This is a genomic window from Dysgonomonas sp. 511 (assembly GCF_010501105.1).
Classification (GTDB): domain Bacteria; phylum Bacteroidota; class Bacteroidia; order Bacteroidales; family Dysgonomonadaceae; genus Dysgonomonas.
The window spans coordinates 1-17,906 of sequence record NZ_QVMQ01000011.1; the positions used below are offsets into that span (position 1 = coordinate 1).

The following is a 17,906-nucleotide window of genomic DNA, read 5'->3' on the forward strand; positions in this document are numbered from 1 at the left end:
TTTCTAAGATACTAAAAATCAAGGTCTTTTCAAAATAATAACAGGCTTATTATCAGTCAATTATTTCCCTTTTTATCCTATTTTTGTCATGTACTGTGCGGGCACTCCCCATTTAGTAAGGCGTTTTACCAATGGAAAATCTTTGTCGGAAACAATATCATTTATCCCACAGGCGCCTATCAGAAAAGAACGCATATTGGCAAAATCGACATCGCCACCATAATAGAACGACAAGTTTTTATAACCATTCCGCTTTAGCTGCGCAGGTATAGAAGGTAGGGTTTGTGTCTTTTGAGGATACTTCATAATAGCAACTGTAGGATGCGCCGGATAGCCGCTAAGGATGGAAACAAGCCCTCTATCGGTACGGAAACTATTCGCATAAAAATTAGGAAATGAAATTCCCTCTTTTGCTAACCGGTGTATATTAGGCGTCACTATAGAATCGGATGCAACATTGGCCGAAAAACTTTCTAAAATACAGAATATTATATTCGGCCTATCGGTAGTCAGCAACAAAGGGATGCTATCGCAATCGGGCTGAAAATTAATACTATCGAAAATAAGGGAAGCCTCTCCCTTTTCGAAAAACTGGTATTGCGACCCGAAATCTTCTGTCTTCGAAAGCGAATACATCAGATTGAACTGAGGATTGACAGCCGCATGGTTCAGAAATTTGTCATCGCTGAAATAAGCCTTGCCCACATTCATTGTCGAAACGGTTATCCCTCCGCGTATAGGCAAAAACAGCAAAGTCATGAGCAACACCAGAGTTATATTTGTTTTGATTATAGACTTGGGCACTTCCAGCCTCAACAACTGCATCCGAATAAGAAACCTATAACCAAGATAAGACAACGCAAAGAAAACGACAAAGCCTACCAAGCCTAAAACCGCTTCGCGAGCCGATGCGCTGGCAAATACTCCTTGCGGGTTCTTCAAGTAAAGGAATACCGAAGAATCGAAATGATAGCCCCAAAATGGATAAAGCATGATATCGGCAATCCCCGTTACGGCTACCAATAGCAAGATGATGGTAAAATATATACTGAAAAATAAGGAAAGGAACTTAGGTTTTAGCCAACAAGATGCAATAAGCAATAATGCCGGAACGGCCGAAAGATATCCACTCATCGACATATCTAATGGCAACCCGTGATATAAAACCCGGAAAATATCGCCCACTCCCACCTCTCCGTTAGCCCAGACAAAAAGCAACTTCTGAAGAAAAAAGACAAAAATAAAATAAAGAAAAATACTAAGAAATAAGAAAATCCTCTGTTTCATTTGGGCGTACAACTTTACGATCTATAACAAAGATAAAGTTTATTGAAAAAAAATGAACCTATTTTATGGATTTTATAATTGAATACCCTCTATTAAGTAAAAACAGAAGTTTAACCCATAAAAAACTAATATCATGGCTAGTATAGATACAAACAACGGCAACGACGGCAAAAAAGGGAAACCTCAAAGGAAAGTATTAAGAGTAGACTTCACCCCCATGGTGGATATGAACATGCTGCTGATAACATTCTTCATGTTTTGCACCACCCTTAGCATACCTCAGGTAATGGATATAGCTATGCCGGCAGATACTACAGAGAAGGATAAAATCACCGGATCGAAATCGGTCACAGTAATCCTTGGCGAAAATGATAAGATGTACTACTATGAAGGCTTGCCTGATTATGAAGATTATACTTCGCTGAAAGAAACCACTTCGCTAGGAGTAAGGGAAATGTTGTTGACCCGCAACGCTGCAAACTTCAACAAGATAAGCGAGCTGAAAAGAATGCGCCATAAAAAGGAGATTTCGGACGAACAATTCAAACAACAACTGAAAGATGTTTATCGTTCGAAAGATGGTATCAATGTATTGATCAAGCCTACAAAAGATTCTAACTACAAAAATCTGGTAGACATATTAGACGAAATGCAGATTTGCGGAGTAGATAAATATGCCATAGTAGAAATGGAAGACGCCGATAAATTCCTGATGGAAAACCTGATATCAAAAGGTTCGCTAACAGCAATGGCAGATTTCTAAACGAAAGTTTTTCTTCTTAAGGCTTTATATTTAACAGGAAATAAGTAATTTTACTACCATATGGGATAGCACCTGTCCCATATGGTAACTTTGTATTATAGCGACTATTTCTGATAATTATAAGAATGATATTCTTATATTTGTTAAATATATACGAAAATGAATTGCATCAATAACGAATTAATCAGAATACTAAAGCTGGAGACTCCGCCCAAAAAGAACACTGTCAGCCTGCTGATGGACATCATCCCGATAGGAAAAGAAGCAGCATACCGCAGGTTGAGAGGAGAGATACCTTTCACCTTGGAAGAGGCAACATTAATATGCCGGAGGCTCAACCTGTCTATGGATATACTGATGGGAACCAACCCCGACGATGTCTTTTCTTTCCATGTCAATACCATCTTTTCCAATAGGCCGGTAGAAGGATACTACAAAATGATCAGCCAGATATTAGGAGCAACGGACTGTATGCGGAGAGATGAAAATTGCTCTGCATTAAGAGCCTATAGGGTTATTCCTCAAGAGTTTCTCTTCAAGTACGATTCGCTATCCCGGATAAATATCTACATCCTCTTTTACCAGCTATACCTGCAATCGACCCCGAAGGAACTGACAGAGATAGAGATATCCAAAGATTTGTTCAATATGCAGCATAAACTTGCTGTTGCCATGCATTCGATAGATAATACGACTATTATACTCGACAAGAAGGTCTTTGTAGATTATATAGAGATGGTAAAATACTTCCAGTCGCTAGGCATGATCGACGAAAAACAGGTAGATGAGATAAAACGAGACCTGCTCTCCCTGCTCGACGACATCGAAAAATGCGCTTCTTCCGGCCTGTCTTTCAACAAGAAGAAGATGGATATTTATGTATGCCATATTTCTTTCGATTGCACCTATACATTTATAGAATGCTCAGACATTATGGCTTCTTCTGTCGGCATCTATTGTGTAGACCACCTATCGTGCACCAATCCTGATATCTGCAGACAGCATAAGCAATGGATAAAATCGCTTATACGCTTCTCTTCGCTTATATCGGTATCGGGCGAACTGCTACGGAACGAGTTTTTCCACAATCAGCGACAGTATGTGAATGCTATGCTGTAAATATCTCTTTCTTTCCTGCCAACAGAGTGTTCCGCATCAGCGAGATAATAGTCATAGGCCCTACCCCACCCGGAACGGGAGTGATAAAAGAAGCTTTCTTCGCAACCTCATCAAATGCCACATCACCCTTTAGGCGGAATCCCGACTTTGTTTCGGCAGAAGGCACGCGAGTAGTACCCACATCAATGACTACAACACCGTCTTTCACCATGTCGCCTTTCAGGAACTCAGGTACGCCCAATGCCGCAATGATAATGTCTGCACTTTGGCATATCTCTTTTATATTAGGTGTACGGCTATGGCAAACGGTTACAGTAGCATCTCCCGGATAGCCTTTCTGCATCATCAGGTTGGCTACAGGCTTACCCACTATATTGCTGCGGCCAAGAACTACACAATGTTTGCCCTGAGTTGGTATTTCGTAACGCTTCAACAGTTCTAATATGCCAGCCGGGGTAGCTGACACAAAGCATGGAAGCCCGATAGACATACGCCCCACATTGACAGGATGGAAACCGTCTACATCCTTACGGTAGTCGATAGCCTCTATTACCTTTTGCTCCGATATATGTTTTGGCAACGGCAACTGGACAATAAAGCCATCCACATCTTCATCTTTATTCAATTGGTCGACACAAGCCAGCAACTCGGCCTCGGTCACATCATCTTCGAAACGGATAAGGGAAGATTTAAAGCCCACCTCTTCGCAAGTACGCACTTTACTTGCCACATAGGTTTCGCTACCACCATCGTGCCCTACCAGTACGGCAGCCAGATGAGGGGTCTTTCCTCCGGCAGCTTTTATGCGGGTTACTTCTTCTGCTATTTCCTTTTTCATTTGTGCCGAGATGGCTTTTCCGTCAATCAGTTGCATAAAGACTTATTTAATGTTTTATAGAATACAAATCAAATATAAAAACACAATATCTATTTCTGAATTTACTATTATTTATTCTGCACATCTACTTTCTGCGTAGGTGCAAGTTCGGCGTTACGCTTATCTACCGAAGCAATGAAGTTGTCAGCCAAATGGTCGAATGCCATACCGGTAATCGTATTTTCGTTCAAAGCCACAGGCACACCATTATCACCGCCTTCGCAGATGCTTTGCACGATAGGTATTTGTCCCAGCAATGGCACATTCATTTCCTCTGCAAGGTTCTTAGCCCCGTCTTTCCCGAAAATATAATACTTATTGTCAGGCAATTCGGCAGGGGTAAACCATGCCATATTCTCTATCAGCCCCAATATCGGCACATTTACCTTATCGTTGGTAAACATATTTATTCCCTTGCGTGCATCGGCCAGCGCCACTTGTTGAGGCGTACTCACCACCACTGCACCTGTTATTGCCAATGTCTGCACAAGAGTGAGATGTATATCGCTCGTACCCGGCGGGAAGTCGATAAGGAAGTAATCCAGTTCGCCCCAGTTGGCATCCCCTATCAATTGTTTCAGGGCATTGCCGGCCATAGAGCCACGCCATACGATAGCATCATTCTTGTTGACAAAGAATCCGATCGATAGCATCTTTACCCCATATTTCTCTACTGGTACAATCAGTTCTTTCCCGTCTACCGGCTCAAGGTACGGGCGGGCTTCTTCTTCTCCCAACATCTTAGGAAGCGAAGGCCCGAATATATCGGCATCGAGCAAGCCCACTCTGTAGCCTTTTTTAGCCAATGCTACAGCCAGATTTACCGAAACAGTGCTCTTCCCTACACCGCCTTTGCCCGAAGATACGGCAATGATATTCTTTACTTGCGGCAACAGTTTTGCCGGTTGCGCAGGAGCAGCCTGCACTGTTTTAGCCTCAATATTCCCTTTTATTTCAATATTGGGATCTGCATAGGTGAGTATCGCTGTTTCGGCAGCTTTCACTACCGACTTGATAAACGGGTCGTTGGGTTTCTCGAACAGGATGGAAAGGTTTACTTTCATACCGTTGATATGGATATCGTCAGATACCATACCCATTTCTACAATATCTTTTCCTGTGCCCGGATAGCGTACATTACGCAGGGCATCGAGGATAAGTTTGGGATATATATTAGCCATTTTTAGTTGATTGATTTAGTTCGTTGCTTCGCCCATAACTGCGGTACGGGTCTTTCTCTATTTCCACATCGGGTTCTGCCCAATTATCTTTTTCGGGGCACACGAACTTGATGTATTTTATATTTAAACCGCGAGCAATCCATTGTTGTTCGTAGAAAGTCTGTATGCCGAGTATATCGTCTACCAGATCGGAATGATAGAGGTCGCCGGTAGAGAATAAGACAGGCAAAGAGTTTGCTTTCACCATTTCGCAGGTATATGTAAACATAAAATTGCTGTCGGTCTTGAGATGGATAAGCCCCTCGTCTTTCAATATCTGCCTGTATAGCTTCATAAAACGGGTAGATGTCATCCGCTTATTCACCTTATTCATTTGCGGGTCGGGGAAGGTAATCCATATCTCCGACACTTCTCCTTGTCCGAAAAAATGGGTTATCAGTTCGATATGAGTACGCAGGAAAGCTACATTCGGCAGCTTTTCTTCAAACGATTGTTTTGCCCCTGTCCACATCCGTGCCCCTTTGATGTCTATGCCTATGAAGTTCTTTTCGGGGAAAAGTTTTGCCAGGCCTACGGTATATTCACCTTTCCCACAGCCAAGTTCGAGAACAATAGGATTATCATTCTTAAAGAACAACTCATTCCACCGCCCCTTCATCTCAAAGCCTTTCTGCTGCAATACGGCAAAAGGATATTGAAATACATGGGGATATTCCTCCATGTTTGCAAATTTGGCGAGTTTATTTTTTCCCATATCAGGTTAGTTACGAATTACTTCGCCCTACGGGCAGTTACAAGTTTTATTGTTAGCTATTGACTGTTAACTGAACAAGTGCCTGCTCTATATCAGCAATTATATCGTCCACATTCTCTATCCCTACCGACAGGCGGATAAGGTCGGGAGCCACCCCAGCTGCAACCAGTTGCTCATCGCTCAGCTGCCTGTGCGTATGGCTTGCCGGATGCAAGACACAGCTACGGGCATCGGCAACGTGTGTCACTATTGCCACAAGCTTCAGGCTATCCATGAAGCGGACAGACACATCGCGTCCACCTTTCAGCCCGAAAGTCATTACTCCGCAAGTACCATCCGGCATATATTTTTTTGCCCTGTCGTAATATTTATTTCCTTCCAGGCGTGGATAATTTACCCATGCTATTTCGGGACGCGATTGCAAATATTCTGCTACCTTTTGCGCATTCTCGCAGTGGCGCGGCATACGCAGGTGCAAGGTTTCCAATCCCAGATTAAGCAGGAAAGCATTCTGAGGCGATTGTATCGACCCCAGATCACGCATCAATTGCACAACCGCCTTTGTAATAAAGGCTTGTTTGCCGAAAGCTTTGGTATAAGTCAGTCCATGATACGAATCGTCGGGCTCGGTTAGCCCCGGATATTTATCTGCATAAGCTTCCCAATCGAAATTGCCGCTATCGACAATGGCACCTCCCACACTGGTTGCATGCCCATCCATATACTTGGTAGTAGAGTGGATAATGATGTCGGCTCCCCAATCGAAAGGATGGCAGTTGATAGGTGTAGGGAAGGTATTATCTACAATCAAGGGTACACCCTGAGAGTGAGCAATACGTGCAAACTTTTCGATGTCGAGTACATTCATCGCCGGATTGGAAATAGACTCGGCAAACAGGGCTTTCGTATTCGGACGGAAAGCTTTGGCTATCTCTTCTTCCGAAGCTTCCTGATCGACAAAGGTTACTTCTATACCCAGTTTTTTGAGTGTAACGGCAAACAGGTTGAAAGTACCGCCATAGATAGCCGACGCACTCACAAAGTGATCGCCTGCCGAACATATATTAAATATAGCATAGAAGGTTGCAGCCTGTCCCGACGAGGTAAGCATAGCTGCTACCCCACCCTCCAGTTGGCAAATCTTATCAGCTACGGCATCGTTGGTCGGGTTTTGAAGCCGTGTGTAAAAATAACCGCTTGCTTTCAGGTCGAAAAGGTCGGCCATTTGCTCGCTTGTTTCATACTTGAAGGTAGTACTTTGATATATAGGGAGCACACGAGGCTCTCCCTTTTTAGGTGTCCAGCCAGCCTGAACACATATTGTTTCCGGATTTTGCTTCTTATTCTCCACTGTCGCAAGTATTTAATGATAAATATATTTAGAATTGCTGCATATCGCACAGCTTCCTGTAGTATCCATCCATATTATACAATTCGGTATGATGCCCCCGTTCCACAATTTCACCTTCGTGCATCACGCATATTTCATCAGCATTCTTTATTGTAGACAGACGGTGGGCAATGACAAGCGTTGTACGGTTTTTCATCAACCTTTCGAGAGCGTCTTGCACCAGTCTTTCCGATTCGGTATCCAGTGCCGAGGTGGCTTCGTCGAGAATCAGTATTTGAGGATTCTTCAATATTGCCCGTGCAATGCTTATGCGCTGGCGTTGCCCTCCTGATAATTTGCTGCCTCTATCTCCTATATTGGTTTCATATCCCTTTTCGGTGGAAATGATAAAGTCGTGCGCATTGGCTATTTTCGCAGCCTCTACCACCTGTTCCATTGTTGCTCCCTCAACGCCAAAGGCTATATTATTGAAGAATGTATCGTTAAACAATATTGCTTCCTGATTTACATTCCCCATCAAGGTACGCACATCGTGTACGCGAGCGTCTTTTATATTCACATCGTCGATATATATGCCGCCACTGTTCACATCGTAAAAGCGGGGCAAAAGATCGGCCATTGTAGATTTACCCGACCCCGATTGCCCTACAAGGGCTATTGTCTTGCCTTTTGGTATAGTCAGGCTGACGTTCTTTATAACCCAGGCTGTATCGTATTTAAATTCTACATTTCGGTAAGCAATCTCCTTGTTGAATGTGATTTCTTTTGGATTTTGAGAATCTTTAATCGGATTTTCAGCTTTAAGTATTTTATCGATCCGCTCTACCGAAGCCATCCCCTTCTGTATGGCGTATACAGACTTCGACAAGTCTTTTGCCGGCTGGATGATAAGGTAGAAGATAGTAAGGTAGAAAATAAAGGTCGATGCTTCTATCATACTATCATTGCCTAATATTAGCGAACCTCCGTACCATAGTATAATAACGATGGTGATAGAACCCAAAAGCTCGCTTACCGGATGAGCCATCATCTGCCGGCGGGCAATACGGTTCGACATATCGCGAAATATATTGCTCGCCTTATCGAAACGGCCTGCAATTTTATCTTCGGCATTGAATGCCTTTATTATACGCAACCCGCTCAATGTTTCTTCTATCTGCGACATCAGCCCACCCCATTGATTTTGTGCTTCTACCGATTTTCGTTTCAGGCTTTTACCTACTTTTCCCATAATATATCCGGCGATGGGCAGAAGTATAAATACAAAAAGGGTCAATTGCCAACTAGTGACCAGCATAGTCCCCAGATAGAAAGCAATCAGTATAGGATTCTTACTCACCATGTCTAAAGAACTCATTACCGAATTTTCCACCTCAGACACATCGCCTGTCATACGTGCCATAATATCGCCTTTGCGTTCGTTCGACATAAATGAAAGCGGGAGGGAGAGTATTTTGTCATTTATCTGCTTCCTGATATCCCTTACAACACCGGTACGGACAGAAACTATAAAATGCCCACTCAAGTAGACTGTCAGGGTTTTAAGAATGGTCATCGACACAAAAAACAAACCAAGGACAAGCAGTGCCGTACTGGCCGAATATTTATCTGTCAGGTCGGTTATATACCAATAAAAATTGTTTTTCAAGACTCCGAAATCAAGCATTTTGCTAAGACTGCTTGTATCAATCGGCATGTATTGGTAGTTATTAATTTCTATCTTGAATAAAATCTGCAAGATAGGGATAATAAACATGAACGAAAAGACATTGAGTATAGCACTCAGTATATTAAAAAACACGTTTAAAACAACTTGCTTCTTATACGGAGGCACAAACCGCTTTATCAATACAATAAAATCTTTCATTAATAGATGTTTAGTTTGAAAACAACAACCCTTTCAGGAAAAGGGCTCGGGAAAAACGGCTGCAAGTTAATTATAATTCTTCTGTTAAGGAATAGTTTTATATATTTTAAAGCGAAACAGCCACAAATAAAATACGCAAAGCCGACTTCCCAGCCAACCTTGCGCCGATTGATCTCTAAAATCGAATTTTCAGGAACGGCCTCCGAGTCCGGAAACCGAACCTACTGTGGTAACTATATTTGTTGTTGTAAATAACATGTTTAGTATCTTCTGACACTGCAATGTTAAGGCCTAATCAGAATAAACACAACAAAAATCGACAAAACGGTTATTTCTATCGACAGACAACCCGTTTGTAAGAGACAAACAAGCGAAGAAAAGAAGAGGCGCCTTAGCGAAGGCACCTCCCCGGTCTTTATTTAGCTATCAGCAGGAAGTAATTCTTCTTGCCCTTCTGCGCTATGATGTACTTGCCGGCAACCAGATAATCGGAATTGATTTCCTGGTCGAAGCTAGCAAGCTTTTCTTTATTCAGCATCACGCCTCCCGCCTGTGCAGTCTTGCGCATCTCGCCCTTCGACGGAAAAACGGCTGCTTTCTCAGTCAGAAGGTCTACAGCCTTGATGCCTGCCGAAAGTTCGTCTTTCGAAATCTCGAATGTAGGCACGCCTTCGAACACTTGCAGGAAGGTTTCCTCATCCAGTTTCTTCAAAGCATCGGCAGTAGCATTGCCAAACAATATATTCGAAGCCTCTACTGCCTGCTCGTAGTCTTCTTCGGAGTGAACCATCACCGTCACTTCCTTTGCCAAACGTTTTTGCAACGGACGCATATGCGGCGCAGCCTTTTGCTCGGCAACCAAAGCCTCTATTTCTTCGCGGCTGAGGGCTGTAAATATCTTGATATACTTCTCTGCATCTTCATCGCTTACATTCAGCCAAAACTGGTAGAACTTGTAAGGCGAGGTATATTTTCGTTCGAGCCATACATTGCCCGATTCGGTCTTACCGAATTTAGTTCCGTCGGCTTTTTTTATCAACGGGCAAACAAGTGCGAATGCTTCGCCTCCTGTACGGCGGCGTATCAACTCGGTACCGGTGGTAATGTTTCCCCACTGGTCAGAGCCTCCCATTTGTATGCGCACACCCATCGACTCGTAAAGGTGGAGGTAGTCGTAAGCCTGCATCAGCTGGTACGAAAACTCAGTAAACGACATGCCTTCCGAAGCTTCGCCACTCAGGCGTTTCTTTACCGATTCCTTTGCCATCATATAGTTTACGGTGATGTGTTTGCCCACATCGCGTATGAAGCTAAGGAACGAAAAGTCCTTCATCCAGTCGTAGTTGTTTACTAACACAGCTGCATTTGGTTTGTCAGACTCGAAGTCGAGAAATTTAGCAAGTTGCTTTTTTATCGACTCCTGATTGTGGCGGAGGGTTGCCTCATCGAGCAGGTTGCGTTCGGCCGACTTCATCGAGGGGTCGCCTATCATTCCTGTCGCTCCACCTACGAGGGCTATCGGACGATGTCCTGCACGCTGGAAATGCTTCAATATCATCACACTCACCAAGTGGCCGATGTGCAACGAGTCGGCTGTAGGGTCGATGCCCACATAGCCCGAAGTCAATTCCTTTTGCAGTTGTTCTTCCGTACCCGGCATGATTTCTTGTATCATGCCTCTCCATCTTAGTTCTTCAACAAAATTCATCGAATTAGTTTATTAATACTACGTAATTTAAACAGTTAGTGTGCAAAAGTACGACCTTTTTTGTAAAGAAAAAATCTTACGTGTTTTATTAATAGGACAGAGGATAAAAAGTAACACGTTTTTTTAGTTAACAATATCTTTAGATACGAGTAAACAAGATACGAGATACAAGTTTCATATTTTATCAGCACCCAACTCGTCTACTCGCCTACTGGTATCTTGTATCTCTAAAAAGTAACACTCAAGTTTCATATTTTATCAGCACCCAACTCGTCTACTCGCCTACTGGTATCTTGTATCTCTAAAAAGTAACACTTGTAACACCTTTTTATCACTTTTCCATTGTTACTTTTTTCACCCCCTCGCCGTGGCTTCGCCCATTCCCCACTTCGGGGCAAAGGGAAGCCTATATAGATAAACTTTTCTTCTACTGATTGGTATAATTAATATTGCTTATTCCTGAACCGGATAAAAAGTAAAAAGGTTTGCACCGAAAGTATTCCTTCGGTATTTTAAATCAAATCATATTACAAAGATGGCTTTCCTGCCTGATAGGGGAAGAGAGCGGTGACGAGGAAATCGTTCCTACAAAACTCAGAATTGAGTCCAGATAAATACCATGTGTTAGCCCTAGAGTAGAGGGGCAGGTTACCGTCCCGGCAATCTGTCCTTATTTCTTTTTCATAGCATAAGTTTTTGCTTTAAGAAACTCTCCAAACTCTTCAATATCAGTGAATTTTGCCTGTTCTTCTACCGAGATAGGCTCACCAAAACGCACATAGATTGTTTTACCTTTTTTATTTTTCACCTCATGCAGCAGCCTTACCGTACGTATGCGCCAGCTAATGAAGCCGAGAGTGCGGTATATCCACGAATTTGTTCCCGATATATACATCGGCACAACAGGCACTTTGGCTTTCTTTATCAGCTTGAGCACGGGGGTCTGCCATTCGCGGTCTTCGGTCTTTGTCAGGTGGTTTGTAGAAACACCACCGGCGGGAAACAATCCAAGCGGATGCCCGTCCCTGAGGTGTTCGAGGCTTTGCTTCACCCCGCCGAAACTCGATTTCAGCTCCGACATCTTATTGTCCTTCGAGTACGGGTTTACACCTATGAAATGTTCCTCCATTGTGTCTATCTGGCTCAGCATCCAGTTCACCATCACCTTGTAATCTTTGCGCTTGTTGCCCACTGCACTGATGGCGATAATACCATCTACATGCCCGTATGGGTGGTTCGATACGGTGATAAATGCGCCTTCGGGGAAGCGGTCGAGTACTTCGTAATTTTCGTATTTGCGGATGATGCCGAGTTTGTCGAGCATGTCGTCTACAAACTTCAGTCCGGTATATTGTTTCGAGCCGTCGTAAATATCGTTTACCTTATTCAGCCCGCCTACCTTGAATACTATTTTTGTAAGAAGGTTGCCAAAGCGTCCCCTGAAAACAGGGTGGATGCCTTGTATCATTTCTTTACTTATAAGCTTGTCTTTCATAAGCAATCGTTGGAAAATCGTACACAAAGATAATAATTCTGCCTGTCTGTCTATTTTATATATTCGTAGTATTTGTTGAAAAACGACTTAAACCAGCCCATCTTCAGCAATATAAGTTCGAATATGGCTATCCCCAGCAGGGCGCAGGATATGCCGAGCAACACGTCGATAATATAGTGGTGGTACGAATATACGGCAGTAAACCAGATTCCGAACATCAATATAGTCAGTATGGTTATTATCACCCAGCTCGATTTATTCTTGATGGCATAAAACAGTGCGACAACCATATATGCCGAGTGCAGCGATGGCACGGCAGCAAATACATTGGCGTTGCGCCCGTATATGGAGTCGAATATAGAAACCCCGAGCAGGGCATCGAAGCGTGCAAGCCCCGCCGTATTGCCCGGCGTGTTGAGTATCGGTTCGAAGCCGTACATCATGGCATACCAGGGTGGCGCAGCCGGGTGGATATAGTAGCCTGCAAAGCCTATGAGGTTGACAAACAGGAATACCAGTGCCAGTTGCAGGTAGATTTTACGTTGTTTCTTAAAATAGAGGTAAACACCGAAAAGGATAGGCACGGGTACCCACGAGAGGTAGAATATGCCTGCAAAAAAGTCGAATACGGTGGAGTAATTTATTGCAAAGTATTCGCAAGGAATAAGTATTTGGCCGTTTACATTCATTCCGAACCATGCTTTTTCGAGGTCGTAAAGGTCTTTCACGTCTATGGGGTTGACCATATAGTTGGGGTAAACCCTCATCCAGTCGTACGACAGCCCGAAGACGATAAACGGAATAAGTGCAACAGCCAGCTTGCGTGTAAATTTGGATGCAAAAAACAATACAAGAAAAAGCCCGAACATTAGGTTGTGTTCAGGACGGTATCCTACAAATATAGCTGTCAGTGTGATAATCAGGGCGGTAATCCCTACTACAATAATACTTTCTTTCTTAGACGGTAGTGATAGTTGGAACTTCATTTATTTTTCGTGATCTTTCTTATCCATTTCTTGTAATACCCTTTTGCAGTGCATCAGACGGCCAACGGCTGTAATGTTGGCAAATACGGCAACGATGACCAATGGTATTACAAATATGAGTACAGGTTCGAATACCGGGAATTTGAATGCGCCGATATATACTTTATAATCGCCCATAAAGTGGTAGAATATGCCGCAAAGCATAGCACCCAGGCCGATGCTTACTACACGTTCGGGGCGTTGCATAAATCCGCCTTTGCACTCTATACCCAAGCCCTCAGCCCTTGCGCGCACGTAGCTTACCATCATAGAGCCGATAAGAGCGATGAATGCAAACAGGGAGCTAAAGAAATATCCTTGCAGGATAAGGTAATAGCATATGCCGAAGAGGACGATAAGTTCGCTGTATCGGTCGAGAACCGAATCGAACAGCGCGCCGTAGCGCGAGCTCATCTTGCCGATGCGGGCTACCTGCCCGTCCATCATATCGAATAGACCGGCAAACAGGATGATAAACCCTCCCCATCCCACATACGAGAAGTTGCCCCTATCGCCGTGCGTGGCGCCGAAGATAAGTATGCAGCAGGCAAGAATATTTAAAACCAGTCCGGAAGCAGTTATAAAGTTAGGGGTAATCCCTATTTTTATCATCCCGCGGACAAGAGGGTCGATAATTTTATAAATTATTTGTTGAGCAATATCTCTGGATTTCATTTCCTTTCTATCCCCTTTCTTGTATTTATATTGTATTATATAGAATCCTTATTTTCTCCGTTCGAATCGAAGAGCGAATGTTCTTGCTCTTCTCTTTGGGGCTTTTCTTTTAGCTTCTTGAAATACTTTTTATAATCCCTGTCCCTGTAAACAAACAGGCGTTGCATATTGTAATTCCACACAAAGCCAACGATCAGCGAGACTATTATTTTAGGTATCAAGAATACGTTGTTGGCAATCACTTCCGGAAAATTATCCGGGTCTATCCATCTGGTTACAAGGGTGGTAACCAAGACTGTTCCCTGCGTATTAAGAAACAGGTTTACCAGCCATACCATCAGGTATTTTACGGCTACATGCTTTATCTTGCTGCCTTGCGCCTTGAATGTCCATTTATAGTTGACAATGCAGTTGACGATACCCCCTGTTACATTGCCAAAAAAAGTGGCATAACCGAAATAAAGCCCGAAAGCGTTTACCAATGTAAGGCTGACTGCATAGTCGGCCAAGCTTGATATCTGTGACGAAAACTGGGCTCGCAGGAACATAAATATCCCGCCCTTTTCGGAGATGGTTTTTGCTATCTTCTTTACCCAATTAAACATCTTACCCCCAATAAAATTAGTAAACTGTACACTCCCGCCAGAATGTCGTCCATCATTACACCCACACCACCTTTGAGGCTTTCCATCTTACGGATGCCCAAAGGCTTGAATATGTCGAAAAGACGGAAAAGGGCAAATGCTGCTATGGCATAATAAAGATGGCCTGCATCTACAGCAAGCAGGGGTATCCATACCCCAACCATCTCGTCGACTACCACACGCGAAGGGTCTTCTCCCCATTCGGGTTGCAAAGCGTTTGCCGACCAGATGCCAAGCACGGTAAACAGCACTATCAGCCCGGTGGTAATCAGCACCAAAGCCATTGGTGAAACTAAAAAAGCCAAACCAATCCATATAAGGGTAGCCAACGCCGCACCTGCCGTCCCCGGTGCGAATGGGGAAAACCCCGAACCGAAACCGGATGCGATTATTACATGGATAAGTTTGTTTAGTTTCATCTATTAATGCCGAAAAACACCGCGAAGTTATCAAAAAAAGCATTCATATCAAAGAAGCTCAATATATTAATCGACGGATAAGGAAAAATGGTCGTTGAAATTAAGCGTATTTTATATGGAATGCCTTTTTTGTAAATATAAGTATTTAGCGTTTTTTATTATCTACAACCACTGCGCGTTTCCAGTCGTCGCCTTTTTTTATGTATTGAGGCTTTTCGGTCGAAGTCTTGCCATTGTTGTAGGTAACATTCACTTTTAGGTTTACTTTAGTAGCATCGTCAGCTATATCAATGTCTTCGATAGCATATTCTTTAACGCCTCCGTTCTTGCTGAATTTTTGCTCTATCTTTTGGGCAAAAGCCGATGCCTGTTGCTTCATCATTTCTTTGTCGCTGCCGGTAAGGTCGCCGTTTTCTATCATCAGGTCGTACGATTCCCTGTATTTTTTGTCAACGATTAAGTCCATTATCGACTTTTCCATCGCAATTACAGGATGGTCTTTTTTTACTTCTTCAACGATAGCTGCTTCCTGTTCGGAATTTTCTGTTTCGCCCGATTTGCTTTTGTTGCCACAAGAGATAAACGACAGTACTAGGAACGTGATTGATAAACTGATTGTCAATGTCTTTTTCATAATAATAGGCATTTAAAATTGGTAAATTATATTTAATTCTTTATTTGCATATATGTCGGAAGGCATGATATATGTACCCGACATGAGGGGCACTCCTTCTACTATAGTACGGCTTCGGGCGGTTATGTCTATCCCTGTATGCAGGTAGGCTTTCCAGACCAGCTCGGAGCAATACATCCGGGTGGTGTCGTCGAGGTCGTAATCGTGATCGAACAGAATGACTTCCCTGTATTTCGAGTGTGCGTACCGTGCAGCAAGAAATGCATGTCCTGCCCGGTTCGGCAATCTTGCAATAGCTCCTGCACCGGCTCTGTCCTCGGCGAAAAACTCCCCGATATTGTCCATCCTAATACTGTCGCCCGGACTTTCTCCGGGTACACAATGGATTATCTTGTAAACGGAATCGGCTAAAACGACAATCCCGATATGGGAATATAGCCCAAGGCTATCGAAATGAAGCACTGCCCTCGACTCTGCGCTATGCCCTCTGCGGAATGCGATATCGCCTTCGTTGACTAACCTTTCTACCTCCTCCGCGTTGAAACCATTACTGTTTTTGCAACATGATGTGAAGATAAGAAAAAATAGCAACACATAGTATATGCGTGTAAAATAATTGTGTGATAATAGGCTACAACGCAACTTCATATACCCTGCATTTTAGTCAGATATATACGCCTATTCTCCTCCCACAGTCAGCTTGCTCACCAGCACAGATGGCAATCCTTGCCCTACAGGCATTCCCTGTCCGTCTTTGCCGCATGTCCATGCACCTTCGTCTATCTTGAGGTTGTTGCCCACCATTGTGATGTCGGCTAGGGCTTTAGCACCGTTGCCAATGATGTTGATGTCCTTTATCGGCTGGGTGAGTTTGCCGTTTTCGATAAGGTATCCGGTTTTCACGAAGAAGGTGAAATCTCCGGCGCCTATCTGTACCTGCCCGTTGGTAAAATTGTCTACATACACCCCTTGCTTAACAGATGCTATAATATCCTCTTCGGGTATGTTCCCGTTTTCCATATAAGTAACGCGCATACGCGGGATAGGAGCGAAACGGAACGATTGGCGGCGGCCATTCCCCGTAGGTTTTACATTGTAATATTTTGCACTGATGCGGTCGTGAAGATAGCTTTCGAGCACTCCATCTTTTACGATGTATGTCTTTTGACTGTCGATACCTTCGTCGTCGAAATTGGTTGCGCCACGGGCAAATTCGAGAGTACCGTCGTCTACCACGTTTATATTTGGCGAGCATATTTGTTTGCCGAGCTGGTCGGAAAATATCGAAGTCTTTTTCCTATTGAAGTCCGCCTCGAAAGTATGCCCGATGGCTTCGTGGAGTAGTATGCCCGAGCTTCCCGCCCCCATTACCACAGGCATTTCGCCGCCTTTAGGCTTCGCGGCTTCGAACATCAGCGCGGTTTGCTCTACAGCTTCTTTTGCTATTGTCTCTATCATTTCATCGGTCAAAAACTCGAACCCCTTGCGGTAGGCTCGGGAAGAATAACCGTTTTCGAGTTTGCCGTTTTCTTCCATCGTGCACGACCCCGACATTACTGCCATCGGGCGGTAGTCCCATGCCAGAGTGCCTTCGGAATTGAAGAACAGGATGTATGAAGTGGAATCGCTCAGGTTGACCGATGCTTTTACCACACGGCTGTCGAGAGAGAAAATGCGGTCGTTCAGTTTCTGCACAAATGTTTTTTTGTCGGCAACCGATACATCGAGCCACGGGCGTTCTATTTTATAATAGTTCTTGAAATGGGTTTCGGTTACCTGAACCGGATTTTCTATTTTCGACGAAACAGAGGCAATACTGGCAGCAGTGCGCGCAGCTTTGAGCAATTCTTTCAGGTCGGTATTTTCCACATAGGCATAACCCGTTTGATCGCCGGCAACTACCCTGACTCCCGCACCGTAGTCGATGTTAGACGATGTGCGGTTAACTTCGCCGTCGCGCAGCCCTATGCCATTGCTATAGGTATGCTCGAAAAATATATCGGCATAATCGCCGCCTTTGCTCAGGGCTTCGGCCATGACTTTCAGCAGGTCGTTTTCGGTTATGGCAAAGTGTTCCAACATAAATTGTCTGTTTTTATAATTCATA

Annotated in this window: 17 protein-coding genes; 2 read left to right on the forward strand and 15 right to left on the reverse strand. The window is 43.7% G+C overall.

All coding sequences use genetic code 11. The annotated features are described in order from the left end of the window. Positions 1–72: 72 nt before the first annotated feature. Positions 73–1,218: an LTA synthase family protein gene (locus D0T57_RS06125; RefSeq protein ID WP_255490518.1), complete on the reverse strand. Its 1,146-nt coding sequence runs from the start codon at positions 1,216–1,218 to the stop codon at positions 73–75. Positions 1,219–1,420: 202 nt separating this feature from the next. Here D0T57_RS06125 and D0T57_RS06130 point away from each other — a divergent pair, with 202 nt between their 5' ends. Both D0T57_RS06130 and D0T57_RS06135 read left to right on the forward strand, forming a co-directional pair. After that, a complete protein-coding gene (locus D0T57_RS06130) occupies positions 1,421–2,050 on the forward strand; it encodes a biopolymer transporter ExbD (protein ID WP_163271937.1) in 630 nt (209 codons plus the stop codon). Positions 2,051–2,209: 159 nt separating this feature from the next. Next, complete coding sequence (locus D0T57_RS06135; protein WP_163271939.1) at positions 2,210–3,169, forward strand: helix-turn-helix domain-containing protein; 960 nt, start codon at positions 2,210–2,212, stop codon at positions 3,167–3,169. Here the strand turns inward: D0T57_RS06135 and folD are convergent. The 14 genes from folD to D0T57_RS06205 form a co-directional block, all read right to left on the reverse strand. Then, on the reverse strand, positions 3,159–4,043 hold the full coding sequence (gene folD, locus D0T57_RS06140) for a bifunctional methylenetetrahydrofolate dehydrogenase/methenyltetrahydrofolate cyclohydrolase FolD (RefSeq protein ID WP_163271941.1): 885 nt from the start codon (positions 4,041–4,043) through the stop codon (positions 3,159–3,161). The two genes, D0T57_RS06135 and folD, sit on opposite strands and share 11 nt — an antisense overlap. A gap of 71 nt (positions 4,044–4,114) precedes the next feature. After that, positions 4,115–5,227 carry an Mrp/NBP35 family ATP-binding protein gene (locus D0T57_RS06145; RefSeq protein ID WP_163271943.1) on the reverse strand — a complete coding sequence of 371 codons (1,113 nt, stop codon included), beginning with the start codon at positions 5,225–5,227 and terminating at the stop codon, positions 4,115–4,117. Next, entirely contained in the window at positions 5,220–5,981 is a 762-nt protein-coding gene (gene trmB, locus D0T57_RS06150) for a tRNA (guanosine(46)-N7)-methyltransferase TrmB (protein ID WP_163271944.1), read from the reverse strand. Before trmB ends, D0T57_RS06145 begins: the two co-directional genes overlap by 8 nt. Positions 5,982–6,033: 52 nt before the next feature. After that, positions 6,034–7,332 carry an O-acetylhomoserine aminocarboxypropyltransferase/cysteine synthase family protein gene (locus D0T57_RS06155; protein ID WP_163271946.1) on the reverse strand — a complete coding sequence of 433 codons (1,299 nt, stop codon included), beginning with the start codon at positions 7,330–7,332 and terminating at the stop codon, positions 6,034–6,036. 28 nt (positions 7,333–7,360) lie between these two features. Beyond that, positions 7,361–9,199, reverse strand: coding sequence for an ABC transporter ATP-binding protein (locus D0T57_RS06160; RefSeq protein WP_163271948.1), 1,839 nt, complete (start codon positions 9,197–9,199; stop codon positions 7,361–7,363). 415 nt (positions 9,200–9,614) lie between these two features. Beyond that, positions 9,615–10,907 carry a tyrosine--tRNA ligase gene (gene tyrS / locus D0T57_RS06165; RefSeq protein ID WP_163271950.1) on the reverse strand — a complete coding sequence of 431 codons (1,293 nt, stop codon included), beginning with the start codon at positions 10,905–10,907 and terminating at the stop codon, positions 9,615–9,617. Positions 10,908–11,577: 670 nt separating this feature from the next. Beyond that, positions 11,578–12,402 carry a lysophospholipid acyltransferase family protein gene (locus D0T57_RS06170; protein ID WP_163271952.1) on the reverse strand — a complete coding sequence of 275 codons (825 nt, stop codon included), beginning with the start codon at positions 12,400–12,402 and terminating at the stop codon, positions 11,578–11,580. 50 nt (positions 12,403–12,452) lie between these two features. Further along, entirely contained in the window at positions 12,453–13,388 is a 936-nt protein-coding gene (locus tag D0T57_RS06175; protein ID WP_163271954.1) for a phosphatase PAP2 family protein, read from the reverse strand. Continuing rightward, complete coding sequence (locus tag D0T57_RS06180; protein WP_163271956.1) at positions 13,389–14,102, reverse strand: CDP-alcohol phosphatidyltransferase family protein; 714 nt, start codon at positions 14,100–14,102, stop codon at positions 13,389–13,391. Positions 14,103–14,137: 35 nt separating this feature from the next. Continuing rightward, a complete protein-coding gene (locus D0T57_RS06185; protein WP_163271958.1) occupies positions 14,138–14,707 on the reverse strand; it encodes a GtrA family protein in 570 nt (189 codons plus the stop codon). Beyond that, entirely contained in the window at positions 14,692–15,165 is a 474-nt protein-coding gene (locus D0T57_RS06190; RefSeq protein ID WP_163271960.1) for a phosphatidylglycerophosphatase A, read from the reverse strand. The genes D0T57_RS06185 and D0T57_RS06190 overlap by 16 nt, the downstream gene beginning before the upstream one ends. Before the next feature lie 145 nt (positions 15,166–15,310). Further along, on the reverse strand, positions 15,311–15,799 hold the full coding sequence (locus D0T57_RS06195; protein WP_163271962.1) for a DUF4878 domain-containing protein: 489 nt from the start codon (positions 15,797–15,799) through the stop codon (positions 15,311–15,313). A 12-nt stretch (positions 15,800–15,811) separates the two neighbouring features. Then, the gene (locus tag D0T57_RS06200; protein ID WP_163271964.1) at positions 15,812–16,447 is read right to left on the reverse strand and encodes a YiiX/YebB-like N1pC/P60 family cysteine hydrolase; all 636 of its coding nucleotides are present in this window, start codon (positions 16,445–16,447) and stop codon (positions 15,812–15,814) included. Between the two features lie 30 nt (positions 16,448–16,477). Further along, the gene (locus D0T57_RS06205) at positions 16,478–17,905 is read right to left on the reverse strand and encodes a TldD/PmbA family protein (RefSeq protein ID WP_163271966.1); all 1,428 of its coding nucleotides are present in this window, start codon (positions 17,903–17,905) and stop codon (positions 16,478–16,480) included. Position 17,906 lies beyond the last annotated feature (1 nt).